Origin of the sequence: Sphaerisporangium dianthi, assembly GCF_042654065.1 — a bacterium.
In the GTDB taxonomy this organism is placed as follows: domain Bacteria; phylum Actinomycetota; class Actinomycetes; order Streptosporangiales; family Streptosporangiaceae; genus Sphaerisporangium; species Sphaerisporangium dianthi.
In genome coordinates this window covers 23,416-47,419 of record NZ_JBHSFP010000003.1, presented here as the reverse complement: position 1 = coordinate 47,419, position 24,004 = coordinate 23,416, and the positions used below count along the sequence as shown (strand labels likewise).

General features: G+C 71.1%; 19 protein-coding genes. 5 read left to right on the top strand and 14 right to left on the bottom strand.

The window, feature by feature from the left end; genetic code table 11:
• The first annotated feature begins 87 nt into the window (after positions 1-87).
• Together ACFO60_RS06335 and ACFO60_RS06330 are read left to right on the top strand one after the other, a co-directional pair.
• Complete coding sequence (locus tag ACFO60_RS06335) at positions 88-1,269, top strand: sensor histidine kinase (RefSeq protein ID WP_380838164.1); 1,182 nt, start codon at positions 88-90, stop codon at positions 1,267-1,269.
• A 13-nt stretch (positions 1,270-1,282) separates the two neighbouring features.
• Positions 1,283-1,972 (top strand): response regulator, encoded by a 690-nt coding sequence (locus ACFO60_RS06330; protein ID WP_380838162.1) that lies wholly within the window; start codon positions 1,283-1,285, stop codon positions 1,970-1,972.
• 52 nt (positions 1,973-2,024) lie between these two features.
• On the opposite strand, the gene ACFO60_RS06325 is transcribed toward ACFO60_RS06330, so the two are convergent.
• The 9 genes from ACFO60_RS06325 to ACFO60_RS06285 all read right to left on the bottom strand — a co-directional run bounded on the left by ACFO60_RS06325 (position 2,025) and on the right by ACFO60_RS06285 (position 15,901).
• Positions 2,025-2,855 carry a carbohydrate deacetylase gene (locus ACFO60_RS06325; RefSeq protein ID WP_380838161.1) on the bottom strand — a complete coding sequence of 277 codons (831 nt, stop codon included), beginning with the start codon at positions 2,853-2,855 and terminating at the stop codon, positions 2,025-2,027.
• The gene (locus ACFO60_RS06320) at positions 2,852-4,243 is read right to left on the bottom strand and encodes an MFS transporter (protein WP_380838159.1); all 1,392 of its coding nucleotides are present in this window, start codon (positions 4,241-4,243) and stop codon (positions 2,852-2,854) included. Before ACFO60_RS06320 ends, ACFO60_RS06325 begins: the two co-directional genes overlap by 4 nt.
• 229 nt (positions 4,244-4,472) lie before the next feature.
• Positions 4,473-9,173, bottom strand: a complete 4,701-nt coding sequence (locus tag ACFO60_RS06315; RefSeq protein WP_380838157.1) for an outer membrane protein assembly factor BamB family protein — start codon at positions 9,171-9,173, stop codon at positions 4,473-4,475.
• Between the two features lie 30 nt (positions 9,174-9,203).
• The gene (locus tag ACFO60_RS06310; protein ID WP_380838155.1) at positions 9,204-10,334 is read right to left on the bottom strand and encodes a HupE/UreJ family protein; all 1,131 of its coding nucleotides are present in this window, start codon (positions 10,332-10,334) and stop codon (positions 9,204-9,206) included.
• 255 nt (positions 10,335-10,589) lie between these two features.
• A complete protein-coding gene (locus ACFO60_RS06305; protein WP_380838153.1) occupies positions 10,590-11,678 on the bottom strand; it encodes a hypothetical protein in 1,089 nt (362 codons plus the stop codon).
• Between the two features lie 270 nt (positions 11,679-11,948).
• A complete protein-coding gene (locus ACFO60_RS06300; protein WP_380838152.1) occupies positions 11,949-12,674 on the bottom strand; it encodes a phytanoyl-CoA dioxygenase family protein in 726 nt (241 codons plus the stop codon).
• Between the two features lie 65 nt (positions 12,675-12,739).
• Positions 12,740-12,892, bottom strand: coding sequence for a CGNR zinc finger domain-containing protein (locus tag ACFO60_RS06295; RefSeq protein ID WP_380838150.1), 153 nt, complete (start codon positions 12,890-12,892; stop codon positions 12,740-12,742).
• Positions 12,852-13,349 carry a DUF2510 domain-containing protein gene (locus ACFO60_RS06290; protein WP_380838148.1) on the bottom strand — a complete coding sequence of 166 codons (498 nt, stop codon included), beginning with the start codon at positions 13,347-13,349 and terminating at the stop codon, positions 12,852-12,854. Before ACFO60_RS06290 ends, ACFO60_RS06295 begins: the two co-directional genes overlap by 41 nt.
• Positions 13,350-13,621: 272 nt before the next feature.
• Positions 13,622-15,901, bottom strand: a complete 2,280-nt coding sequence (locus ACFO60_RS06285) for a transketolase-like TK C-terminal-containing protein (protein WP_380838146.1) — start codon at positions 15,899-15,901, stop codon at positions 13,622-13,624.
• Between the two features lie 126 nt (positions 15,902-16,027).
• On the opposite strand from ACFO60_RS06285, the gene ACFO60_RS06280 reads away from it, so the two are divergent.
• Complete coding sequence (locus ACFO60_RS06280) at positions 16,028-16,504, top strand: Lrp/AsnC family transcriptional regulator (RefSeq protein ID WP_380838144.1); 477 nt, start codon at positions 16,028-16,030, stop codon at positions 16,502-16,504.
• 233 nt (positions 16,505-16,737) lie between these two features.
• Entirely contained in the window at positions 16,738-17,139 is a 402-nt protein-coding gene (locus ACFO60_RS06275; RefSeq protein ID WP_380838142.1) for a hypothetical protein, read from the top strand.
• Between the two features lie 376 nt (positions 17,140-17,515).
• On the opposite strand, the gene ACFO60_RS06270 is transcribed toward ACFO60_RS06275, so the two are convergent.
• A complete protein-coding gene (locus tag ACFO60_RS06270) occupies positions 17,516-18,331 on the bottom strand; it encodes an alpha/beta fold hydrolase (protein ID WP_380838140.1) in 816 nt (271 codons plus the stop codon).
• A 93-nt stretch (positions 18,332-18,424) separates the two neighbouring features.
• On the opposite strand from ACFO60_RS06270, the gene ACFO60_RS06265 reads away from it, so the two are divergent.
• The gene (locus ACFO60_RS06265) at positions 18,425-19,768 is read left to right on the top strand and encodes an aminotransferase-like domain-containing protein (protein ID WP_380838138.1); all 1,344 of its coding nucleotides are present in this window, start codon (positions 18,425-18,427) and stop codon (positions 19,766-19,768) included.
• Positions 19,769-19,824: 56 nt separating this feature from the next.
• On the opposite strand, the gene ACFO60_RS06260 is transcribed toward ACFO60_RS06265, so the two are convergent.
• The 4 genes from ACFO60_RS06260 to ACFO60_RS06245 all read right to left on the bottom strand — a co-directional run bounded on the left by ACFO60_RS06260 (position 19,825) and on the right by ACFO60_RS06245 (position 23,977).
• Complete coding sequence (locus ACFO60_RS06260; protein WP_380838137.1) at positions 19,825-20,946, bottom strand: glycosyltransferase family 2 protein; 1,122 nt, start codon at positions 20,944-20,946, stop codon at positions 19,825-19,827.
• Between the two features lie 104 nt (positions 20,947-21,050).
• Positions 21,051-22,100, bottom strand: a complete 1,050-nt coding sequence (locus ACFO60_RS06255) for a GNAT family N-acetyltransferase (RefSeq protein ID WP_380838135.1) — start codon at positions 22,098-22,100, stop codon at positions 21,051-21,053.
• Between the two features lie 62 nt (positions 22,101-22,162).
• Positions 22,163-23,263: a GTP-binding protein gene (locus ACFO60_RS06250; protein WP_380838133.1), complete on the bottom strand. Its 1,101-nt coding sequence runs from the start codon at positions 23,261-23,263 to the stop codon at positions 22,163-22,165.
• A 324-nt stretch (positions 23,264-23,587) separates the two neighbouring features.
• On the bottom strand, positions 23,588-23,977 hold the full coding sequence (locus tag ACFO60_RS06245; protein WP_380838132.1) for an ArsR/SmtB family transcription factor: 390 nt from the start codon (positions 23,975-23,977) through the stop codon (positions 23,588-23,590).
• Positions 23,978-24,004 lie beyond the last annotated feature (27 nt).

Here is a 24,004-nt window from a genome sequence, read left to right as displayed (position 1 = left end):
GACGCCTCCGCCGGTGACTTTGGTCGTGGTCCACGGGTGACCTCGGTTGCCCACGTGGGGCCCCGGGGCGGGCTACGATCGGCGGTTATGTCCCTGACCAGCGCGGATGAGGCGCGGATCGGCTGGATCTGGTCGCGAGGCGGCCGGGTCGTGGACCTGGGCGGCTTCGTGCCCGCGCTCGCCGCGGCGGTGGCCGTGGTCTGGGGGGATCTGGCGGGCGCTCCGGGCCGGCACCTGGCCGCCGACCTGGTGGGTGGCGCGGCGGCCTGCGCCGGGGTGTGGCTGTGCCGGAGGTGGCCCGTCTCCGCGGGGCTGGGCGTGATCGCGCTGTCGGTGCCCGCCGCTTCCGCATCGGTGGCGGCGGGCATCGCCGCGCTGATCGCGGCCCTGCACCGGCGGCCGCGCGTGGCGATCGCGGTGGGGGCGGCGGGGGTGGGGGCGACGCTGGCGCGGTTCGCGTTGCGGCCGCCCGGGCTCGCGCCCTATCCGGTGTGGGCGCTGGTCGGGGTGCTGTTCGGGGTGGCGGTGACCGTGTGGGGGATGCTGGCGCGCACCCGCAGGGAGCTGGTGCTGTCGCTGACCGAGCGGGCTCACCGGGCGGAGGCCGACCAGCGGCTGCGCGCCGAGGAGGCCCGCCGCGCCGAACGGCTCGAGATCGCCAGGGAGATGCACGACGTGCTCGCTCACCGGTTGTCGCTGCTGGTGGTGCACGCGGGGGCGCTCGAGTTCAACGTCGACGCGACACCGGGCCGGGTCGCGGAGGCCGCCGGGGTGATCCGGTCGAGCGCGCGCCTGGCGCTGGAGGAACTGCGCACCGTCGTCTCGGTCCTGCGCGATCCGGCGCCACCGCCGCCATCGAGCACCGGGCCGCCGCCCGGCGGTGGGGTGGATCTCGGGGCGCTCGTCGAGGAGTCACGGCGGGCCGGGATGCGGGTAGACCTGCGCGATCACGGGGTGCGCCTGTCCGAGGCGCCGGACGCGGCGGGCCGCGCCGCGTACAGGATCGTGCAGGAGGGGCTCACGAACGCGCGCAAGCACGCGCCCGGGCGGCCCGTCACCGTGCTCGTGTCGGGCGCGAGGGGGGTCGAGCTGGTGGTCGAGGTGCGCAACCCTCTTCACGGCGGGCCGTCCGCCCTCGCGGGGACCGGGGCGGGAGCGGGCCTGGCCGGGCTGGCGGAACGGGCGTCGCTGGCCGGCGGCCGGCTGGAATGGGGCGAGACGGCGGACGGCGCCTTCCGGCTGGCAGGCCGGCTGCCGTGGCCGCGGTGAGGGCGTGACTAGCATGGCGCGGGTGAGAGCCGACGAGAGCGCGCCGATTCGGGTGCTGATCGTGGACGACGACGCCCTCGTGCGCGCCGGTCTGACGTTGATGCTCGAAGGCGCCCCGAGCCTGCGCATCGTCGGCGCGGTGGCCGACGGCGGCGAGGTGGAGAGCGCCGTGGCCGAGCACAGGCCGGACGTGGTGCTCATGGACATCCGGATGAACGGCCTCGACGGCATCGAGGCGACCCGGCGGCTGCGGGCGAAGGCGGGAGCGCCCGAGGTGGTGGTGCTCACCACGTTCGACGCCGACGAGCTGGTGTTCAGGGCGCTGCGGTCGGGAGCGAGCGGGTTCCTGCTCAAGGACACCCCGCCGGAGGGCATCGTGGACGCCGTGCGGAAGGTCGTGGCGGGCGAGCCGGTCCTGTCGCCCGGCGTCACGCGCAAGCTGATCGCCCACCTCGTGCCCGAGGAGGAGAGCCGGCGGCGTGCCGACGCCCGTCAGGTGCTGGCACGGCTGAGCGCACGGGAGCGCGAGGTGGCGCTCGCGGTCGGCCAGGGGAAGCCGAACGCGGTGATCGCCGGTGAGCTGCACATGAGCGTGGGCACCGTGAAGGGGTACATCTCCCGCATCCTCACCAAGGCGGGCCTGGACAACCGGGTTCAGCTGGCCCTGATCGTCCACGACGCCGGGCCGGGGCCGAAGCCCTGAGCGCGGGCTCGTGGCCGGTGGTCCGCGGATCGGCCCCCGGGCGGCTCCCGGGTCACGTCCACCAGCCCCCGACGACCTCGACGCCCTCGCTCTCCAGGGCCCGGTGCCACACCGGATCGCGCAGCAGCCGCGCCTCCCAGGCCCGCACGACGCCGTCCGGCCCGGTGACCGCGTCCTGCCTGGACGGGTGCAGGAACAACTCGCTCGTGCCCTCAGGGAGGGCCGCGAGCCGGCGGAGGTAGTCCTCCCGTAGCCGCTCGTACGCGCCGAGCTCGTGTGCCGTGCGCCGGTTGGTCGCGATCGTCTGCGGGATGGACACGCCGAGCGCGTCGGCGAGGGCGACGGCGCGCTCGTGCGCGGCCGCGAGCGGCGGCGGGAGCGGCGCGCCGACGTAGGGCTCCGGGTCGCGGGGCAGCCGGAAGGCGAGGCCGTGGCCCGCACACCACTGGAGCGTCCGGGTGAGCCACGATCGGCCGTGCAGGCCGTAGAGGGTGCCGGCGTGGGAGTCGGCCGCCTCGGGCGTGAGGTCCTGTTCGCGCATCCACCGCAGTTGCGCCTCCGCCTCTCGCATGACGTCGCCGGCCTCGCCGCGGGCTCCGAGGACGAACGGATCGTCACTGAGCGTCCCGTCCGGGCCGACGAGGCTCGCCGCGCCGTCGAGCGGCCGCCAGCGCGGGAGCCCGCGCTCGCTCGTGAGCGTCACGTGCAGCCGCGGCACGAAGCCGAGCCCGCGGACCCGGCTCGCGGCCTGCTCGGCGGCGGGCGAGACGGGGATGAGCGTCGTCGCGCTGACACGCCCCTCGGCGAGCAGCGCGACGACGACCTCCGTCGTCCCCTGCTCACGGCCGAGGTCGTCCGCCGTGATCACGACGCGGCGGGTCATCGGGGCCCCTCCACGGCGGACTCGTCCGCGGGACCGGCGGGCGGCGGCTCCACCGGCTCGGCCGCCGTGGGCGGCGGCTCGATCGGAACCGAGATGAACCGCGCCGCGACCGCGCCGGCCACCGTCAGCGCGAACGGGTACACGCACAGGTACACCCGGAACGCGAGCCCGGTGCTGGTGCCCGGATCGTCGCCGGAGTTGTAGCCGAAGAACACGCCCAGCGATGTGAGGGCGAGCCCCGTCACGATCCCGTTGAGCCGGGCGAAGAACCCGAAAGCGGACAGGAACAGCCCTTCGCGATGCTCTCCGTTGCGCGTGGCGTCGGCGTCCAGCACGCGCGCGACGATGAGGTCGTTCGTGGCCAGCATTCCCGACCATCCGGCCCCGACGAGCATCCCCGCGGCGATCGCCGTGACCAGGCCGGTGGCGAAGAACAGGGCCGCGAAGCCGGCGGCGAGGACCGCGAAGGCGAGCCGCCAGGTCCACAGGGCGCCGCGGCGTGCGACGACGCGCGTCCACACCGCGAGGCCGCCGGCCGAGACGAGAATGACGACGCCCTGGAGGAACAGGGCGTTCCCGACCGGGAGCCCGAGCGAATACCGCACGTACAGCTGGACGCCCGACAACACGAGGGCCATGGCGATCCCGTAGCAGGCGCCGGTGAGCCCCACCGTCCAGAACATCGGATTGCGCACGATGGACCACAGGCTGCGCAGCAGCAGCGGCTGCTCACGCGTGGAGTAGCGGGGGTTCTCCCGCGCGCCGAGCGCCATGAACACGATCACGGCGAGCGCGACCACGCCGTAGATGACCGCCGTGGTCCGGAAGCCCTCGGTGGATTCCTCGGTGCCGAACACCTCCGTCGTCAGCAGCGGGGTGACCGCGAGCGAGATCACCAGAGCCAGGAGCTGGAAGCCCTGGCGCAGACCGTTGGCGACGGCGCGATCGCGTTCCTTGGGATACAGCTCGGGGAGCAGGGCGCCGTAGTTCGCGTTGAGCATCGAGTCGAAGGCCTCGCACAGGATCGCGAACACCGCGAACCAGAGCACGAGGCCGGCTCCTCGCAGTGAGGCCGGCGCGGAGAAGAACGCGATCATGCAGGCCACGAGCATCGGCGCGCCGACGAGCAACCACGGCCGGCGCCGGCCGAACCGGCTTCGCGTGCGGTCCGACAGGTGACCGAGCAGCGGGTTGTCGACGGCGTCGATGACCGCGTAGATCACCATGACCACACCGTACGCGCGGACGTCGAGCCCCAGGATGTCGACGTAGTAGAGGATCATCGACCCCTTGATCATGCTGATCGGGATCGAGGTGCCGAACATGCCGATGGCGTACCGCCACGCGGGAGTCCGCCCTGGGATGGAGCCCGTACCGGAATCGGTCACGCGATCCCCTCCTTGCCGCTGCCGGTGCCGCCCGCGCGGCGCACCCTCGCACTCGAAGGAGAACGGTAGGTGAAGCGGACCGCGCGCGACACCCCCCGGGACCGGATCAACGGCCCGGGAGGTGGCGGGCGAAGCGGATCGAGGATCAGGGATTCCCCCACGGCGAGCGACCACGGGGCCGGCCCAGGTCGGATTCCGGGCCGGCCCCGTGCGCTGGGGTGGATGTGCGTTACGGCGCGGCGACGCCGTCGAGGATGCCCACCGCGTCAGTGCCGGGGGTGACGACGAGCTTGCGGGTGAGGGTGGAGGAGCCGCCCGCCGGCACCTCGACGTTGAACCGGCTCATCACCCAGTTGCCGGCGGAGTAGACGTCGAAGGCGCCGGCCCGCGTGCCGTAGACGAGACCGAAGACCTGCGGGTCGGTGCCGGTCATGCCGATGTACGGCTTGGCCGGGACGTACGCCGCCGCCGTACCCGGCGTCACGATGCCGGCGCCCGGGATGACACTGGCCTGGCCGGCCTCGTCGTGGTCCATCGCGTCACCGGTCCACACGCTGAGCGGAGCCGAGCCCGAGTTGCTCAGCTCCGTCGAGACCGTGGCGAAGTCGTCGCCCCGCTTCAGCGTGTACGTCGTCGTCGCCGTCAGACCCGTGAAGCCTTTGACCGGCCCGGACACCCGCACGACGGCCTTGTCGCCGGTCGCCTGGACGATCTGGACGCTGGTCGCCGCCACCGACCGGACGTCCCACGCGCTGCCGCCGGTCGGCTGGGTCGCCGAGACGTAGGGCAGGTTGATCCAGTCGAACTGGTCGGCCCTGCCGCGGACGGCGATGTCGACCGGCTTGCCGCGGGTGCCGCCGGAGAGCTGCGCGTCGTCGTAGGCGTCGGCGATCGCCATCGAGAACTTGTCGTTCTCGAGCATGACGTCGCCGGGGCCCGCCTCGACCAGACCCGAGCCGATCCGCTTGCCGTAGCTCGCCTCGACCGTGACCGGGCTCAGCGCGACGTCGGCGACGCCGCTGCCCGCCGCCGGCACGGTGACCGTGCCGGCGGCCGTCTGGTAGCCCAGCGTCGACACCCGGACGTCGTACCGGCCGGCCGGGGCCTTGAGGAGGTACTTGCCCTGGGCGTCGGTGCTCGTGACCGCGACCACCGTGCCGGCCTGCTCGAGGGCGACCCGGGCGCCGGAGACGGCGGCGCCGCCCGCGGTGACCGTGCCGGCCGCGCGAGCGGCGTCCGGGACGGCCGCGTCCCGCAGGTCGATCTCGTCGGCCCACTTGGCGATGGTGCGGGTGGGGTCGCCACCGGCGGTCGCGTAGTCGGTCAGGTGGTAGAAGCTGAACTGCCGGCTCGCACCGGGCGCCATCGTGGCGTCGTAGTAGAGACCCTCGACGTAGCCGTACGCGCCGACCGCGGCCGGCATGTCCGCCGCCCACGCGAGACCGTGGGCGGCCTGGCCGTTCGTGGTGGCCGTGTCGGCGCCGACGTAGACGAAGTTCCCGGTCCAGCCCGAGGTCTTCAGGCCCGGGTTGACGCCGCCGAACCCCGGGATCCGGCCGTTGTCGACCGAGCTGTCGGGGTCGATCATGTAGTTGAAGTACCCCTGGTAGCCCGTGGTGCCGGTGTTGGTCAGCTTGACCGTCATCTTCACGATCGGAGCGTCGGGCAGGGTCTCGTAGCGGACCTGCGCCTTGATGGCCGGATCCGCCCGGTACTGGCCGTTGCCGACCACGGCGGCGCCGTCGACGGCGAGGTCGGGCAGGTCGAGCTGGTCGTTCGGCCGGTCCCACGAGTCGGGCGGCGTGAGGCTCGGGCGCAGCAGCATCTCGCCCCAGTCGAGGGTCTCGGCGCCGGCCGCGTCGTTGAGCATGAGGTCCGACAGCGCGCCCTGGCCCAGACCGCCGGCGCCGTTGTTGCCGCCGGCGTACGGCGTCACGGACGCCCGGATCCTGTCGTTGGCCAGGTAGTAGTACTCCGTGCCCGTGACGACGTCCGTGCGCGTGCTGCCGTTGCCGTAGTCCGGCGCGTACGTCGACCTGCCGGCGACCGGATGGGCCACCTTGACCAGCTTGAGGTCGGCCTTCGCGTCGCCGGTGGCGCCGACCGTGACGCCGGCCGCCGAGCGGTCGTCGGCGATCAGGCCGCGCTTGGCCGCCGTGACGGTCCAGGTCGCCGCCTGCAGGCCGATCCGGTAGCGGCCCTTGGCGTCGGTGCTGGTCACCGCGGTGTCCTGACCGGCGGCGACGGCGGTGATCTTCGCGCCGGCGATCGGAGCGCCCGTCTCCCGGTCGCTGACCGTGCCGGTCACCGTCGCCCAGCGCGGCGCGGACTCGCCTCCCGGCACATAGGCGTAGAGGTTGCCGTCCCAGGCGCCCGTCACGACGGTGTTGCCGCTGACGGCCGGGCCGGCGCCCACCCAGGTGCCGATCTCGTGGCTCCACAGGATCTGGCCGGTGTCGGTGGCCAGGGCGTAGAACCTGCCGTTGTTGGCGCCGACGAAGAGCGTGCCGCCGGCCACGACCGGGCTGGACATGACGCCGCCGTGGTAGATGTCACCGGGCAGCACCCGTTCCCAGAAGACGTTGCCGGTCTCGGCGTCGAGGGCGACGACGGCGCCGCTCGGGAAGCCCATGTAGACCACGCCGTCCTTGACGGCCGCGGCGCTCGGGGTCGAGCCACTCGAGACGAGAGAGGAACGGGAGCTCAGGTAGGTCCACAGCGTCGCGCCGGTCCTGGCGTCACGGGCGGCGATGCCGTTGTTGGCGCCGATGAAGACCTTGCCCTCGGCCGCGGTCGGCACGCCGTCCTGCCAGCTGCCGAGGGACTCGGCTCCGGTCCACTTGCGGGCGCCGGTGGCCAGGTCGTAGGCGAGCACGCGGTCGGCGGTCTCGTTGCCGACGTACACGGTGCCGTCCATGACGGCGGGCGTGCCGTCGCTCATGGTCGCGCCGGACATCGGGGAGGCCCAGATCTGCGCGCCGGTGCGGGTGTCGAGCGCCTTCAGGACGCCCTGGCTGCCGATGCCGAAGCGGGTCAGATAGGGCCAGAGCACGGTGTGGCCCGAGACGGCCGGCGAGTAGTAGCCGTAGGTGCGCTGGTTGTTCGGGGCCGGCGCCTTCTCGGGGACGGCCTTCCAGCGCAGCTTCCCGGTCGCCGCGTCCACGGCGTAGAGCTCCGAGCCGAGGGTCGGCGCGAAGATCAGGCCGTCGCCGTAGGCCAGGCTGCCGTGGATCGACTGCGGCACCGTGAAGTTCCACAGCTCCTTGCCGTCCTTGAGTCTGACGGCGTGGACCCGGCTGTTGCCGTCGCCGTTCTCGTCGCGGGTGCCCGCGTAGACGACGCCGTCGTGGATGACCGGCGACCCGGTGAGGAAGGTGCCGTCGGTGCGGAAGCTCCAGGCCAGGCGGCGGCCGGCCTCCTGCGCGGGCGCGACACCGGAGTGGGCCTCGTCGCCGTGGTGCTGCTTCCAGTCGCCGCCGGCGACCGGTTTGAGCGCCGGGCCGCGGGTGAGGGTGAAGTCCGCCGACCTGGTCCAGGTCTTGCCCGCGGCGTCGACCACTTCCACGTCGATGCCGTGCTCACCGGCCCTCCGCAGTCGGCCGGGCAGGTCGCCCTGCCAGGTGAACTCGCCGCTGTGGCGCAGTGGCGTCCACTTCTTGTCGCCGGCGATCCGGTAGCGCGCCGAGACGACCTCGTCGCCGGTGTCGTAGGCGTTGACCTGGACGCCCGGGAACTTCGCGGCCGGCACCTTCGAGCCCGGCGCGGGGCTGACGATGGTGAGGTGCTCGTTCTCGCCGTACATCCGGAACGGGTTGTCGAAGCCCGGGCCCGCCATATGGATGTAGCGGAAGCCGCGCGGCGCGTTGTCGATCGTGTAGGAGCTCGACACGGTCTGGATGTGCTTGGCGGTCGAGGCGAACGCCGAGTGGTTCTCGACGTGGTTGGAGTGCTCGTGGCCGACCAGGATCAGCTGCGCCTTGTAGTGCTCGAGCACGTCACCGAAGGCGTCGTACGTCGAGGGCGAGCCGAACGGGACGTTCATCGGCTGGTGGGTGAGGACGACGACCTCGATGTCGTCGGCGGGGTCGCGGTCGAGCGGAACGCTCGCGGCGAGGTCGTCCTTGAGCCAGTTCAGCTCCTCGTCGAACGGCGCCGAGCCGTTGTTCTCGAGCACCACGAAGTGCCGGTTGCCGTAGTTGAACGAGTACCACTCCGGGCCGACGTTCTTGCGGTAGTTCTCGATCTTGTCCTCGTACGCCGACCCGCTCGCGTACTCGTGGTTGCCGACGGCCGGCCACACGCCGACGGCCGACTGCTGGGTGCCGCGACGATAGGTGTCGAACTGCCCCTGGCTGGCGTCGTTGGTGAGGTCGCCGCTGACCGCGATGAAGCGCAGGTCGGTGCCCGTGGAGTTGATCTCGCGGATCTGGTCGGGCAGCTGTGCGTTCACGTGCGGGTCGGCGATGTTGGCGAAGGAGAAGGTGTCGCCGTCGGAGAGGTCGTCACGGACGAGCGCGAAGTCCGCGGTAGGTGTGGCGTCGTCGGCGAGCCGGCCGAGGTCGGCCCAGAACCTCGGCTCCTTGTACTGGTCCAGGCCGAACCGGTAGCCCCGAGGCTGACCGGCCCACACGATGTCCGTCTTGCGGCGGTCGGTGGAGATCGTCAGCGAGTAGGAGCCGCCGGCGGCGGTCGTGGTGGCGACCTTGCCGTCGGAGACGCGCACGCCGGCCAGGCCGGCCTCGCCGGGGTCGCGCCGGCCGTCGCCGTTGGCGTCGACGTAAACGACGCCGCTGACGGTGGCCTCCGGCGGGTCGATGGCGGCCGTCGCGTACGACGCGAGCGGGCCCGCCACGACACTGGCGGCGAGCCCCAGCGTGGTGGCGTACAGGACGACGCGCAGGCGCGCGCGCGTCCAGGTGAACGCGGACATCACAATCCTTCGGAGTGGGGGGAGGAGGTGTCAGGTCAGGAACGGGGAACGTTCGGCGAACCAGACAAGACCGGTACCGGCGACGGCGACGGCCGCCGCGACGGTGCCGAGCGTGAGGGCGCGGACGGCGACCGGCGTGGTCGCGGCCCTGCGCAGGAGAAGCAGCGCCGGGAAGGTCAGCGCGATGATCGTCAACTGGGCGAGTTCGATGCCGGCGTTGAAGGACACCAGGTCGGCCAGCGTCGAGGCCGACAGCGGCCCGTCGACGCTGAGCGCGTCCGCGAAGCCGAGCCCGTGCAGCAGCCCGAAGCCGAAGACCACGGGCAGCCGGTGGCTCGTCCTCGGCGCGAGCAGGTTGTCGAGCGCGACGAACGCGATCGACAGCGCGATGAGCGGCTCGACGATCCACCCGGGCACGCTGACCCAGCCGATCGCGGCCAGCACCAGGGTCACCGAGTGTGCGACCGTGAAGGCCGTGGCGACCTCGACGACGTCGCGCAGCCGCTTCGCGCCCAGCAGCAGCACCAGCAGGAACAGCACGTGGTCGAGCCCGAAGAGCAGGTGCTCCGCCCCGAGCCGGACGAACCGCGGGATCTCGCTGAGCAGGTCGGTGCGCCCCACCGTGACGCTGGTGTGGCCGGCGTCGAGCAACGTCGAACCGCGGCGGCCGTCGATGTCGTAGGCCACCATCGTCTCGGTCTCGTCGATGACGCCGTCGGAGACGCGGAAGACGCCGCTGCGGACGGTGAGCGCACCGGACGCCGGGCAGTCGTAGGCGAGCGCGACCCGCACCGCGCCGGAGTCGGCGAGTTCGACGCGTGCGTCGTCCCCGGCGGTGCACCCGATCGAGCCGCGGCTCAGCCGCAGCCGCCCGCCGATGTAGGCCGCCGCGTCGCTCGCGTGCGCGTCCAGCGAAGTGCGCCGCACCTCGGCCGGCACCTCGGCGGCCGTGCCGCCGGCGCCGGCGGCGTCCGGGCTCAGGGCGCCGTCGAGACCCAGCAGCCGGGCGAGGACGTCGTACTCGACGTCGACGACGGCCGCGACGCCGTCGCCCTGGCCGCGCAGGTCGACCGCGACCGAGGTCGTGCGGACGTGCGCCCGCGCCGGAGCGGCGACGAGGAGCACGGCGGCGAGGGCGGCGAGGAACGCCAGTAGACGCACAGGGAAGCACTTCCATCGTGGGGGGGAGCGGTGATCGCTCCCCAACCCTGCAGTGCTCGCCGCGCGCCCGGCAACTCGAGACGACCCAATTCACCACCCCTTCCGCCGCCGGTTACCTCCTGGCCGAAATCTAGGTTTCCATGCGCCGGAATCCGGGTTTCCTGGCCGGCTACGGCAGCCCGCCAGTGCCGGCCGCCGCCCGGTGAGAACCCACCCGGATGACGCGCCGGCGCGTCATCCGGCCCCACCCGCGACTCAGCGGGCGGATGACACCGCGATGCCGAGCCCGTCCCGCAGTCCGGTGCCGCCGTCGGTGAAGGTACGCCGCGGCGGCGTGTTGCCGCCGGCCAGCCGGTCGAAGGCCAGGATGCTGCCGGGGCTGTCGAACAGGGCCGCTTTGGTGAGCACGTAGATGGTGCCGTCGGCCTGGCTGCCGGCGATGCCGGTGACGACCTTCCCGGCCAGGCCGGTCGCCGGTCCGGAGATCACGCGCACCGGGGCGGCGTCCCCGGACGCGGTGCCGGCGTACACGTTGATGCGGGTCTGCTGCCCCTGGCTGACCGCGACGTAGAGCCGCCCGGTGAAGGCGGAGTAGGCGACCGAGATGTGGTCGCACGTGCTGGAGCAGCTGCCCAGGCCGGTGTGCGGCCCGGCGATGACCCGTACCGGCGTGGCACCGCCGGAGGAGCCGCCGGAGAAGAACTCCACCGCGTTGCCGGTCGAGCGCGCCACCGCGGCGATCACATGACCGGACGTGTCCGTGGTCAGGACGCCCGGCCACGGGTAGAACCCCGTCTCGTCCAGCGGGATCTGGCGGACAGCGGGCACCGTGTAGACGTTCGCGGCCACGCCGCTCGCCCCCGGCGCCGCCACCGAGATCCCCGCCTCGGCCTGGCCGGTCGCCACGTACGCGTACCCCGCCGTGTCCACCGCCACCGCCCGGGAATCCGGCCCGGCGACGCGGAAGATCCGGCTCGGCGTCGTGGCGCCCGGCGGGTACACGAAGGTGGTCGCGTCCGACAGGAAGCTCTGCGCGTACGCGTTCCCACGGTTGTCGAAGGCGATCCCCCACGGCCCCCAGTACGTGTTCGGATCGCCCGGGTCGGCAAGTCGCCGCACCGGCGACACGGCACCCGTGCTGCCGGCGGCCGGATATGCCGTCACCGGACCGCGGACGTTGGCGACGTAGACCAGTTCCGGACCGGTGGGGGACGGCGTCGGACTGGCGAAGACCCCGGCCGTGGCCACACCCGCGGGGAAGCCGCCCGGCCACCCCGTACCTACGACGATCGCGAGCGCGGCCAGAGCACCGGCCACACCCCATCGCCCCGATACAGCACGCATGTCGCACAACGTCCCACCGCGCCGACCGGAAAGCAACGGCGCGAGAGATGAGGGGACACCTCCGGCCGTGGAGCGAGCATCTTTTGCCCCCCACAATCCGTCATCGGCTGCGGTAGCGGCCTGATCACCCTACGTCCGCCTCGCTCACCGTCGAACCGCGGCGGATGAAGCTTTCATCCTCGGCGGGCCCCAGGGTTCCGTGCCGCCGCGGGAGATCCACGGCTTGGTCCGGCGGACGGCCGATCGATCCGTCGTCACTCGGATGGACACTCAGGACAGTGCCAGCCCCAGCAGGTTGCCCGCCTCCGGCGAGACCGGCCGCCTCAGCAGTACGGGCCCCTGCGCCATGAACCGCGGCCGCGACCCCCGGTGCTCGTCGGCGGCGTGCACGGTGAACGGGTGCACCAGGAACACATCGCCCGGCTCGCCCGTGGCGTACGCCACCGGGAAGTCTCGCGTGGCCTCGTCGACCACCGGCCCGGCCTTCATCGGGTCCAGCACCTGCCCTGCGAGCGCCTCCCCCGCCGCCCGGTGAGAACCCACCCGGATCCGCGTCGGCGCGTCATCCGGGCCCACCCGCGACAGCAACGTCAGCACCAGCATCATCTCCGGCCGCCCGCTGACCGCGTACGTCCCGCCGGGCAGGGCCACATTCGCATCGATGTGCCACCCGCGATCGTCGACCGCCGCCTTGCCGGGGAACCGTACGGGGATCATGCCCAGCGCGCCACGCGGTGCCCAGCCGTCCGCCCCGCACACCTCGTCCAGTGCCCGCGCCAGCCGAGCGCTGCGCGCCATCTCGCCCAGCGGCCCCTGACCGCTCAGGTCCGACGCCCACATCACCGGCTCGTCCCAGCCGGACGGATCGCCGGCGGAGCGGCCGCCCAGCTGCTCCCACGCCTGCGTCAGCGCCGCCTCGGCCAGCTCCGGCGCCACCGTCGCGGCCACCTTCACGAACCCGTCGCGGACGAACGTCTCACCATCGATCTCTGCCATGACGACCACGCTAACCACAGGCGCAACCGATTAAGGAGTGGCGTCGGCGCGCGCTCCAGGCCGCGTCACGGGTGCGTGGCCTGCCGGGCGCGGAGAGCGCGGAGCTTGTGGCGGTTGCCGCAGCGCTCCATCGCGCACCAGCGCCGGCGGCGAGCTCGGGCACCATTGGAGACCAGATCAGCGAGCGTCGACGCACGCCCCGACGAATGCCCCCTCACCGGAGGGATACCGGGCTTTGATCCCGGCCTTCAGAAAAGCGGCCGGAATCGCGTCACAGAAGGTCCAACGCGCAGTGGAGTTCGCGTCGCCGGCCTTCACGCTGACGTACGTAGCGAGTTCGTCCAGGATCTGGCCTACTTCGTTCCGTTTGACCTCCTCCCCCGCAGGCATGACCAGCACCACCGGGTTGATATCCCGGAAGAGGGCCACCGCTGTCGGAACCAGCCACCCCAGCGCCGCCAGGGCGAGAACGACTCCGACGACGGCGAGCCATTTCCCCGCCGACCCCTTCGACGGCTGAGGCGGGGCCGGTGAAGGCGCCTGCGGTGGTGCCGGAGCCGTATTGGGCGTCCAGTTGCCGCCGTCCCACCAGCGCAGGCATGGCCGGCCGCCCGGGTCGGGATAGTAGCCGGGCCGAAGCGGACCGGCGGGCTGCGGCTGCTGTGGTGTGTTCACTGCGTCTCTCCGCCTTCAACGTGCGGCCGCGAAAAGGGCACTCGTGATCTGTGGTGGCGAAGGCAAGCTAGCAGTCCCTCACCGGCCACGAAACCCGTCGCGCCGGACGGTCGGCCTACCTGGCCGCCCCCGAGGGCGACTACTTCGAGGTGGCCTGGGCCATCAGCGACAACACGATCGTGGCGGCGGCACGCCGAGCCGCCGGACGATGACCGCCCCACCGCGCGCCACCACTCCGGCGGCGCGCGGCGCACCGATCGTCCCGCTTCGCCCTACTCGACGAGGTCGAGGGCGGCGCCCATGATGCCGTCGACGTCGATGCCGTGGTAGCGGTAGACGTCCTCGAGGTCTCCGGACTGGCCGAAACGGGTGACGCCGAGTGCGGCGGTGGGCACCTGGTTGACGGTGCCCAGGAAGGCGAGAGAGTGCGGGTGGCCGTCCAGGACCGTGACCAGCGGCGTCGCGCGCGCGGCGGGGAACACCTGGTCGAGGATCCAGCTCGGGCCCTCGTCGTGGCCCTGGCGGGCGCGTAGTGCCCGGAACAGCAGATCAGGACTGGTGACACAGACGACGTCGGCGATGACGCCGTTGCGTTCCAGCCGCTCGGCGGCCGCGAGGGCCTCTGGGACGATCGCGCCCATGGCCGCGATGGTGACCGCGGCTCCGTCGCTGCGGCGAAGATGGTAGGCCCCGGCCACGACCTGGCGTCTGCGGCGTTCGCGGGCGGCCGGATCGGCGGGCACGGCGGCGAGGGACTGGTCGATGGGCCGGGTCGACAGCCGCAGATAGGCCGAGCCGCCGTCCGGCCTGCCCAGGCGTGCGAGGGCGGCCAGCAGCGTCCACTCGACGTCGATGGCGAACGCCGGTTCGTAGGTGACGCAACCGGGCTGTTCAATGCCGATGGAGGGGGTGGTGATGGACTGGTGCGCACCGCCTTCGGGTGCGAGGGTCACCCCGGAGGGGGTGCCGACCAGGATCGACTGGCCTCCGGCGTAGATTCCGAACGACCACGGCTCCAGCGCCCGCTCGACGAAGGGGTCGTACATCACGCCGATCGGCAGCAGCGGCCGGCCCCAGCGGCTCCAGGTGGCGCCGAGTTCGCCGAGCAGGCCCACGAGGTTGGTCTCGGCGATGCCGAGCTCGATGTGCTGCCCGGTCGGCTTCTCCCGCCAGTGCAAGATCGTCTCGGCGTCGTCGGCGAACCAGTCCACGCGCTCGTTCGGCGACCACACGCCGACCTTGTTCACCCAGCCGCCCAGGTTGGTGCTGGAGCTGACGTCCGGGCTGACCGTCACCAGCAGACGCGCCACCTCGGGCGCCTCCCGGCTCAGATCCATGAGCGTACGGCCGAGCGCCGCCTGGGTGGTGGCGGTCCCGGTCGGCGTACGGCCGATGTCGACGGGGAGCGGCGGCGGTTCCTGTGGCGACGGCCGTTCCCTGCGCAGCCGCTGGGCCGTCTGCGCGCACAGCCGCTCCTGCTCGCTGTCGTGCGGGAACCGCTGCCAGGGCTTGCCGGGGTCGGCGCCGAACCTGCCGGCCAGTTCGCGCATCTGGTCGGTGGTCAGCAGGGAGGAGTGGTTCTGCGGGTGCCCCTGAACCGGCAGCTCGTAGCCCTTCACCGTGTAGGCGAAGATCACCGTGGGACGGCCGTCGTCGATGGCGGAGTAGGCCTGGTTGAGCTCGTCGAGATCATGCCCGCCCAGGTCACGGACGGCCGCGAGCAGAGTCGCGTCGTCGAGATCCTCCAGTAGCCGGGAGATGTCCTGGTCGCCGCCGGGCAGCCGCTGCCTCAGTTGCTCGGCGGTGCAGCGCAGCAGGCGCTGGTACTCCGGATTGGGCATGTGGTCGATACGGCTGCGCAGCGCCTCACCGCCGGGGCGGCCGAACAGCTCCTGCAGCAGCCGCCCGTACTTCAGGGTGAGCACCTGCCAGCCGGCGGCGGCGAACATGCCCTGCAGACGTGCGGCGGCAAGATGGGGCACCACGCGGTCGAGCGACTGCCGGTTGACGTCGACCACCCAGACGATCTCCCCGAGCTCCGTGACCGCGGGGTCGAGGACGGCCTCCCACACCGCGCCCTCGTCGAGCTCGGCGTCGCCGATCAGGGAGTACTGCCGGCCCGAGCCCGCGTTCACGTACCGGCGAGCCATGGCGCCCCAGATGGGGGCGGTCGCCCCGATGCCCACCGATCCGGTCGCGTAGTCCACCGGGTCGGGGTCCTTGGACCGGCTGGGGTAGCTCTGCAGTCCGCCGAACTGACGCAACGTCGTCAGATACGCCTCGTCCAGCTCGCCGAGCAGATAGTTGATCGCGTGCAGGACGGGAGAGGCATGCGGCTTGACCGACACCCGGTCCTCGGGGCTGAGGTGACCGAACCACAACGACGTCATGATCGAGACCATTGACGCGGACGACGCCTGGTGGCCGCCCACCTTGAGACCGGACGGGTTCGGCCGGACGCGGTTGGCGTGGTGGACCATCGCCGTCGACAGCCACAGGACGCGGCGCTCGATGTCTCGCAGAAGATCGGTTCTTATGGGCGAGATGCCCATGGCCCCTCCAAATGACGCACGATTGCATCAAAGGGCACCATATTGTGATGACATGCACAACTTCTGCAGTGCGAAGTGTGCAGGTTGCACTTGTTGATCAAAGAGCGCGTGGACAGGGTGTGCATTATGCCAACCGATGACCGGATCGACCCGACCGACGCAAACCTCCTGCTCGCCCTGACAGAACACCCTCGCGCCACCGCCATCGCGCTGGCCGAGCACACCGGGCTGTCCCGCAACACGGTGCAGGCCAGGCTCAACCGGTTGGAACAAGGGAGGGGGCTCGACTCCTTCGAGCGCCGGATCGATCCCGCGGCCCTGGGCTATCCGCTGACCGCCTTCGTCACCATCCAGGTGACCCAGCGCGAACTCGATGACGTCGCCCACGCGCTCGCCGGCATTCCCGAGGTGCTCCAGGTCCACGGCATCAGCGGGCCCGTCGACCTGCTCGCGCACATCGTGGCCGCCGACGCCGATGACCTCTACCGCATCGCCGGGCAGGTCCTGGCCATTCCCGGCGTCGAACGCACCAACACCGCCCTGGTCATGCGCCAACTCGTCGACTACCGCATCACCCCCCTGCTCCACCGCCTCGCGACCTGAGACGAAAGGACGAGCCCGGCGGGAACCGGTGACCTTCTTACGCGGCTGGCACGGAAAGTCAAGTACGTGACGCAGATTGGTAAGGACATTTCGCTTAGCATCTAGGAAGCTTGCTCTTGCCCGGGCCTCCAGCGGCCACAGGGGCGCGATGTGAAAGTCGCGATAACTCGGTGGACCTTCGAGGCGGCGCGTCAGCGAAAGCGCCAAGGGGCACTTCGGACGAGAGGAACAGCATGCTGCAGCACGTTAAGAGGATCGGCATCGGAGTGACCGCGAGTGTGCTCCTGGCTCTCGGCGGGCTCTCCGGGGCACAGGCGAACGCCGCCACCGACCAGGACGTCTCCCCTATGGGAACGTGCAGCCTCGGAGGGCTCCTGTGTGGAGTCGTCAAGAACAACTCAGCTTCTGATGACCTGCTCCGGATCACCACGGACTGGGGAAACTATAACAATTCGTCCACCTGGCGCGCGCTGTCTCCCGGCCAGAGCTCGAAAGACATCGGAGTCAAGGATGCGGACGGATTCTACGTCTGGAGTGGCTGCTCGGCCTACTACGGGGGCTCCTGGTACACAGGCCCGTTCTGGAAGAAGGTTTACGACGGCGACGACCGCAACATCAGGCTGGACTGTTACTGATCTTACCAGCCGGTGAAAGACGCACGACCGGTCTGAAATAGCTTCATGGCGGTACCGCTCATCACGTAACAGAGTCGATGGGCCACAAAGCCGGTGACCTGTCAACGACGGGTCACCGGCTTTCGCGTTTGCCCGTCATGCCGCTGACCAGCGAAACGCGCGTGCCCGAAGATTCCGGCCTGTGGCACCCCGTTCACGCGGCGGCACTGCCGTGGCTTCCCGCTTCGCGGGGCTGTGCCATCCCGAAGCATGGTCTGACCGGCCCTCCACAGGTGTTCAGCCGTCCGCCCGCCCGGCGGCCAGGATGTTGATCGCAGCGTTGATGTCGAGGACGCCCGGCGGGCGCCGGTCACGAACGCGGTCATGGTCATCGGGCTCACGGCTTTCGGGGGATCGAGTCGAGGAACCTGCTCAGCGCCATGTTGAATTCGGCCGGCCGTTCGAGGTTGGGCATGTGCGCGGTGTCCTCGATGACGACGAGCGCGGAGCCTGGGATGACCTCGTGCATGAGCCGGGCGTCACCGATCGGGGTGAACTCGTCATCGCCGCCGACGACGATGAGCGTGGGCACGCGGACGCGCGACAGTGACGCCATGTAGTCGGGGCGCTCGGCACGGCCGCGCAGCGCGGCGGCCGCGCCCTCGGGAGGCGTTCTCCGCATCATTCCGATGACATGCTCGGCTACCGCGGGAAACCTCCGAATGCCGGCCGGCGCCAGCATCCTGTCCAGGACCTCCTCCGCGTACCCGCCCAAACCCTCCCGGAGCAGCCGGTCGGCCATGGCGTTGCGAACTCGCCTGCCTTCTTCGGTCTCCGCCTGCGCGGCGGTGTCGGCGAGCACCAGCCCGCACAGTCGGTCCGGGAACAGGCGATGAAACTCCATGACGATCTGCCCACCCATGGACAGGCCGCCGAGGACGATCTCCGCGACGTCGAGGTGGTCGAGAAGGCCGGCGATGTCCTGGGCGAAGGTCTGAAGCGGCGTCTTGCCCGGGACGACGGTGCTGCGGCCGTAGCCGCGCAGGTCCGGGACGATCACCCGGCGCCCTTCCCCGCCGACGTGCTCGACCTGGGGTGCCCACATCGAGCGGTCGAAGGGGTGCCCGTGGACGAGCACCAGCGGCGGCCCGGTGCCCTCGGGATTGTGGTCGTCATAGGCGATGGCGACCTGCCCGGAGATGAAAGTGTCCACCGTGAGTCTCTCCTGTTCGTCCAGGCTTTGACAGCTCGATGCTATTAGGGGCATTATCTCGGTGCAATAGAGATAATTGCACTCGGAGCAATCTTGGCCAGAGAGAACATGGACGACTTCCGGCGGATCGCGGACGTGCTCGCGGCAGAGATCGTCTCCGGCCGGCTCAGGCCCGGGGACCGGCTACCGCCCCAGCGGCGGTTCGCCCGCAGGCACGGCATCGCCGGCTCCACCGCGGCGAGGGTGTACGGCGAGCTGATCCGCCGCGGCCTCGCGGTCGGCGAGGTCGGGCGCGGCACCTTCATCCGCGCCGCCGCGTCGTCGAGCGAGCCCGCACTCGCCGAGCCGGCCCGAGCACGAGTGGACCTGGAGCTGAACTTCTCCCTGCCTCCAGAGCAGCCCGCGCTGCTCGCGGAGAGCCTGGGCGGAATGCTGCGTCCCGACGTGCTGGCGGACGCGCTCGCCCCCGTGGGCGCCGCGGGTACGCCGGCGGTGCGGGCGGCTGCGGCCGCGATGCTGTCGCGTCCGGGCTGGAGCCCCGGCCCCGGACGCCTGCTGATCGCGGGCAACGGGCGGCAGGCGATCGCCGCCGCGCTCGCGGCACTCGTTCCGGCCGGTGACCGCCTCGGCGTCGAGGAGCTGACCTACCCGCTGGTCAAGGGCATCGCCACCCGCCTCGGCATCACCCTGGTCCCGCTCGCCATGGACGACCGCGGGGTGCTCCCGGAAGCCATCCGATCGGCCGGGCCACTGCGTGCCGTCTACCTCCAGCCGACCCTCCACAACCCGCTCGGCGTCACCATGCCCGAACGGCGGCGCGCCGAGATCGCCGCCACTCTGCGGGAACTCGGGATCCACGCGGTCGAGGACCGCATCTACGCGTTCCTCAGCGATGATCCACCACCGCTGGCCGCGTTCGCGCCCGAACACGTCATCGTCACCGACAGCCTGTCCAAGCGAGTGGCCCCGGGTCTGACCATCGGCATCGCGGTGACACCGGAGGCGATCGGCGACCGGGTCGCCTCGGCGCTGCGCTCAGGCGGCTGGACCGCTCCGCGGTTCGCCGTCGAGGCCGCGACGCGATGGCTCACCGACGGCACCGTCGCCACTCTCCAAGAGATCAAACGCCGCGACGCGGCGGCACGCCAAGGGCTCGTGCGCGAGCACCTCGCCGAGTTCGCCGTCGAGGCCGACCCGCAGGCCTTCCACTGCTGGTGGCGCCTGCCCGGCCCATGGCGGGCCGACACCTTCGTCGCCGCCGCCGCCCGTCGTGGCATCGCGGTCACCCCCGGCGCGGCCTTCACCGTCGTCACGGCCCGCGCACCCAACGCCGTCCGTCTCGCCCTGTCCGCACCACCGCCCGGCACCCTGGCCACGGCGCTGGCGACTCTCGCCGCGCTGGCCAGGAGCGCTCCCGAGGACACCGAGGTCGAGTAGAAGCTCGTGGAGTGCTCGCTGACGGCACCACCAGCCGACTCCGTGCGCAGCACTGCTCAGCCGCCGGCCACCGGGTAGCGGCTGAAGATCTCGGCTCGCCGCGTCGCCGACGGCCGGTGGAAGTAGAGCAGCTCGCCGCGGGTGTCCACGCACTGGACCGGGCCGGCCAGCTCGGCGCCGCTGGTCTCGTCGATGATGAGAAGATCGCTCGTCGCACCGCGGGCCGCCAACTCCGCCGTAGCGGCGTCGACCGTGTCCTCCTCGACCACCACGAGCCGGTAGGTGAGGGGCACCGGCAGCCGGCCATCGAGGGCCCGCGCGGCGACCTCGAAGCAGCGCATCGCCTCCACCCAGCCGATCCGCCGGCCAGCAGGGTTCATGGCCAGGCCGGCGATCGACTGGATCGCCACTTCGGGCGCTTGATGCTTGGCCATCATGTAGGCGAGATTGCGGACCCAGTCGCTGTACATCGCGGCGTCTATCCCCCGGCGCCGCTGGTGGTAGGCCACGGCCGAGGCGTTGAAAGCGAAGGCCATTCCCGCCTGCCGCAGCCGATACCCCAGGTCGGTGTCCTCAAGTCCCCAGCCGATGAACGCCTCGTCGAAACCGCCGAGCCGGCGCAGGTGCTCGACGCGGACCGAGGCGTTGCAGGTGAACAGGAGATGCCAGCAGATGGCGAGCCGGTTCATGTTGCCCGAGAATTCGGCCAGCACCTGCTCGCGCGGATCGCCCCAGGCGACGGCGGGCATGGCGTCAAAGGTGAATTCGCGGCTGAGGCGCTCCTCGTCGAAGTCTCCGTCTCCGAGATCCGGGCGGGAGCCGATCACGACGAGATCATTCCTGAGCCGGTGATAACGGACGTGTTCGGCGAGATAGGTCGGCCCGACCACCGTATCGGCGTCGACCATGACGATGAGCTCCCCTGTGGCCTTGGCGATGGCCGCGTTACGGGCCGCCGCCCGGCTCGACCGATCGGTGCGCGGAAGGTAGAGGTAGGTCAGATCGCCACGGCCCGCCAGCTCGGCGACCATCTCGCCGGTACCGTCGGTGGAGCCGTCGTCGGCGACGACGAGCTCGAAGGAGTCTCCCGGATCGAGCACGCTGTGCGCGAGGGTGTACAGCAAAAGGCGTAACTTGCTCCGCACGTTGAAGGCGGGAATGACGACGCTGACCTTCACGGAACCTCCTGTGAATGGGCGGCAATGGGTTTTTCAGCGCCTTAGGCCCCTCGAATACGCTCTACTCCTCCCGCCACGGAGGCCGAACCGCGTCACCGGTGACGTCAGATGGCGGGGCTGCGGCGTTCGATCATGAGGACGTCGCGCCAGACGCCGTGATGGCGGCCGATGCGTTCGCGGGTGCCGAGGACGCGGAAGCCGGCCGCCTGGTGCAGGGCCAGGCTGGCGGTGTTCTCGGGGAACACGCCGGATTGGACGGTCCAGACGCCGGCGTCCTCGCTGGCGGTGACGAAGGCGTTCAGAAGGGCACGGCCCAGGCCCCGGGAGCCGTGATCGGGGTGAACGTAGATGCTGTGTTCGACGACGCCCGCGTAGACGGGACGGGCGGAGACGCGGGAGGCGGCCACCCAGGCGACCACCTGGTCCGTACGGGTGTCGGCGACGACGTACCGCAAATGGCCGAGGCGGGCGGAACTGAACGTCTCCCAGGCCGGGGCGGTGGTCTCGAAGCTCGCGTGGCCGGTATCGAGGCCGAGCTGGTAGACGCTCAGAACCTGCCCGGCGTCCTCGGCCCGCATCGGGCGGATCTCAAAACCGGGAGCGACGGGCGGCTTGGCGGCCTTGACGACGGCCGAGTGGACGCCGTCGCCGTGGTCGGCGGTGGGGGTGATGGTGATGCCGGTGAAGCCTGCGTCCAGGAGCAGGGTGCGGTACTCGCCGGCGGTCAGGGAACCGGCCTCGCAGCCGATGCGGGTCTCGGTGCGGCGGCGCAGGTCCTGGTCGGGGACGGCGTCCTCGGTGACGACGTCGCCGACGCCGAAGCGGCCGCCGGGGCGCAGGACGCGGAACGCCTCGGCCAGGGCGGCGGCCCTGTCGCCGGACAGGTCGACGACGCGGTTGGAGATGACCACGTCGACCGCACGGCCGGGCAGGGGGACGTGCTCGATGGTGCCGTGCAGGAACTCGGTGTTGGTCACGCCGGCCTGTGCGGCGTTGTCGCGGGCGAGGCTCGGCATGTCGGAGGTGGCGTCCAGCCCGTAGACCCTGCCGGTGGGGCCGACGCGGCGGGCGGACGGCAGGACGTCGATTCCGCCGCCGGAGCCGAGGACGAGCACAAGGTCTCCCTCGTGCAGGACGATCTCATCGTGGGCCACGGCGGCCTCCTTCACGCGCGGACGGGTGCGGCGGCGAGCCCAGGGTCGCCCCCGGCTTCGCCTCATCCTGCCGCGGCGGGGATCCGGTAGGTGGGACGCGGGTAGCCGGGCTTGAACGACGGGACGCCGGCGCTCTGGACGGCCGATGTGCCGGTGGCGGCGGACGTCTCCTTCACCGCCTCGGCCACCGCGGCGTCGAGTACGGCGGGCTCGCACGCGACGCGGGCGTTGAGCCGTGCCTTCGCCGCGGTGAACGTCCTCCCCGCCACGGCGTCCACGGTCGGCTCGGCACCGCCGGCGGTCACGCTCACCTTGCTCAGATCCCCGGCGGACTCGAGGCTGACCTTCACGTGGCCGATCAGCCAGCCGTTGCGGGCGGCGGTCGCGGACAGGTGCTCCAGCAGCGCACGGGCCCAGGCGTCCGGGTCGAAGCCCTCCGCCGCCGTCACGTCCAGGCTGAGGTTCAGCCACGCCAGCGCGGCCTCGGCGTTGGCGTAGCGGTCGTAGTCGATGTCGAGGCCGCGCCCGGCGGGCTCCGAGCCAAGCCAGAGGGACACCAGTTGTTCCAGCCCTTCGCCGGTTTTCGCCGAGTAGCCGAGCACGGTGGCCGTGGGGTATCGCCCGCGCAGATCCGCGATGATGGCGGCGGCTTCCGCCGCGTCGAGCAGGTCGATCTTGTTGAGCGCGATCACGTCGGCTTCCTGTAACTGCTTGCCGAATAAGTAGGACATGTCCGACTCTGTGTCGTCGAGCGGCAGCGACGTACGGAGCGCGTCAAGCCTTTCCGGTTCAACGATGACCAGGAGGGGGACGGGCCTGAAGCGTTCACCGTAGTGAACGCCGAGCGGACGGATGACGGTGGCCTGCAGATCGGTGCAACTGCCCACCGCCTCGGCGAGCAGTGTGTCCACCTGGTGGTCGTCGACCAGGCGCTGCGCGACGGTCAGCAGGTCTTCGAATCGGCAGCAGAAACATCCGCCCGTGACCTCGCCGGCCTCCGCGATCGCGGACTTGGCGAGCTGGGTGTCCACCAGTTCGGTGCCCTGGTCGTTGGTGATGACCGCGGTCCTGCGGCCCTGTGACTGGAGATGTCTCGCGACTGCGACAAGGGTGGTGGTCTTCCCCGCCCCGAGAAAACCGCTCAAGGTCATGAAGGTGATCAACCGGGTTTCTCCTCACTTCTGGTAACGGCGCTAAGTGCAGATATCGCCGCATGGCACGGCACGAGTGAGTATTCGCGTCACAGGGTGTCGAGACGGTGTCGTGATCCGCCATCCGCAGCCAGCTAACAGCCTCTGTTCCACCAGGTCAAGATGCTTGACCCCGGGCAACAAATGACTGACAATGCCGTGTGGCCGGGCCGGAAAAATAGGTATTGATGACAGTCAATACGGGCTCTATAATCACTACGGGGATATCGTGTGCGATGTTATTCGCGCACCATTTCCGCAATGACGGCATCGGTACGTGACCACACGACGGATTCCCTATCCCGCGGCGACGGAAGGCAGGGCGATGATGCTGGTCAGCGCGGTGAGCGCCTCGGGCACGACCCGGTAGTAGACCCAGGTGCCCCGACGAGTCGACGTGACGAGCCCGGCGTCCCGGAGAACCCTGAGGTGATGGCTGATGGTCGGCTGGGTGAGGTCGAAAGCCCCGACGAGGTCGCACACGCACGCCTCGCCGTCGAGGTGAGAGGCGACGAGGGAAAGCAGCCGCAGCCGTACCGGGTCGCCGAGCGCCTTGAAACCCACGGCGAGCGTGATGCTCTGCTCCCGGGTCAGCGGCTCCGTCACTCGCGCCGGACGCGGCACACCGGCTTCGACCACGGGAAGGTTCTCATGCGGCAGCAGCACGGGCTCGTCGTGCTCGGCCATGGCGATCAGGTCCTCTCCCTAAGCACC

What these genes read in the sequence shown, in the direction of transcription:
- ACFO60_RS06325 (WP_380838161.1), bottom strand. Translation starts at nt 2,855, where the DNA reads ATGACCCGCCGCGTCGTGATCACGGCGGACGACCTCGGCCGTGAGCAG.
- ACFO60_RS06330 (WP_380838162.1), top strand. Translation starts at nt 1,283, where the DNA reads ATGGCGCGGGTGAGAGCCGACGAGAGCGCGCCGATTCGGGTGCTGATC.
- ACFO60_RS06335 (WP_380838164.1), top strand. Translation starts at nt 88, where the DNA reads ATGTCCCTGACCAGCGCGGATGAGGCGCGGATCGGCTGGATCTGGTCG.
- ACFO60_RS06300 (WP_380838152.1), bottom strand. Translation starts at nt 12,674, where the DNA reads ATGGCAGAGATCGATGGTGAGACGTTCGTCCGCGACGGGTTCGTGAAG.
- ACFO60_RS06280 (WP_380838144.1), top strand. Translation starts at nt 16,028, where the DNA reads ATGCCAACCGATGACCGGATCGACCCGACCGACGCAAACCTCCTGCTC.
- ACFO60_RS06305 (WP_380838153.1), bottom strand. Translation starts at nt 11,678, where the DNA reads ATGCGTGCTGTATCGGGGCGATGGGGTGTGGCCGGTGCTCTGGCCGCG.
- ACFO60_RS06315 (WP_380838157.1), bottom strand. Translation starts at nt 9,173, where the DNA reads ATGTCCGCGTTCACCTGGACGCGCGCGCGCCTGCGCGTCGTCCTGTAC.
- ACFO60_RS06275 (WP_380838142.1), top strand. Translation starts at nt 16,738, where the DNA reads ATGCTGCAGCACGTTAAGAGGATCGGCATCGGAGTGACCGCGAGTGTG.
- ACFO60_RS06245 (WP_380838132.1), bottom strand. Translation starts at nt 23,977, where the DNA reads ATGGCCGAGCACGACGAGCCCGTGCTGCTGCCGCATGAGAACCTTCCC.
- ACFO60_RS06285 (WP_380838146.1), bottom strand. Translation starts at nt 15,901, where the DNA reads ATGGGCATCTCGCCCATAAGAACCGATCTTCTGCGAGACATCGAGCGC.